This is a genomic window from Acinetobacter sp. A47 (assembly GCF_000805455.1).
Classification (GTDB): Bacteria; Pseudomonadota; Gammaproteobacteria; order Pseudomonadales; family Moraxellaceae; genus Acinetobacter.
On record NZ_JSUS01000047.1, the window covers coordinates 1 to 606 of the forward strand.

Genomic DNA, 606 nt, shown 5'->3' on the forward strand with positions numbered 1-606 from the left:
GGTCAGAAAGCTTCAACGTATTGGTGAAGCAGGAGCACCTACCCGAGAACAAGAAGTTCTTTCCTGGTGACAGGGTGGAAGCTGAGGTTCTAACGGTTGGGTCTTACAGTCTTGTCTTATCGCTGAAATAGGGGTTACACGTGCTTGATCACTTGCTAAAGATGGAGGCGTTACATTCCAGGGTTCTGTGGTGGAGGGCTTCTTTCTTTCTCGTCGTGTGTTTGCTACTTTTGGTTATGGGGCATGTAGATTACTCGAGGGTTATTGGAACCTTGAGGAGAACTCACGACTACGTCGCAAGGGTAAGAATCAGCGGTGAAATCGGCCGTAGCAGGGCCAGGGAAGCAATGCTCGCTCGGCTAGCGGAAAGTGATTCTGTAAAGGCGTTAGTCCTTAGAATAGACAGCCCAGGCGGTACTGTGGGCGATAGCGAAGCTTTGTATCAACAAATAAGAGAGATAGCCCTGAAGAAGCCCGTGGTCGCGGTGCTTGGGAACGTAGCTGCCTCGAGTGGGTACCTGGCTGCCATAGCGGCTGACCATGTGGTTGCACGCCATGGTACCATAACCGGGTCCATAGGTGTAGTCTCGCAGTATATCGGCGTGG

The 606-nt window shown here is 51.8% G+C and carries 1 protein-coding gene; it reads left to right on the forward strand.

Annotation, left to right across the window (positions count from 1 at the left end):
* Positions 1–140 precede the first annotated feature (140 nt).
* Positions 141–606, forward strand: a 466-nt coding sequence (locus tag OC23_RS11430) for a S49 family peptidase (RefSeq protein WP_038344948.1), incomplete at its 3' end; no start/stop codon positions are given.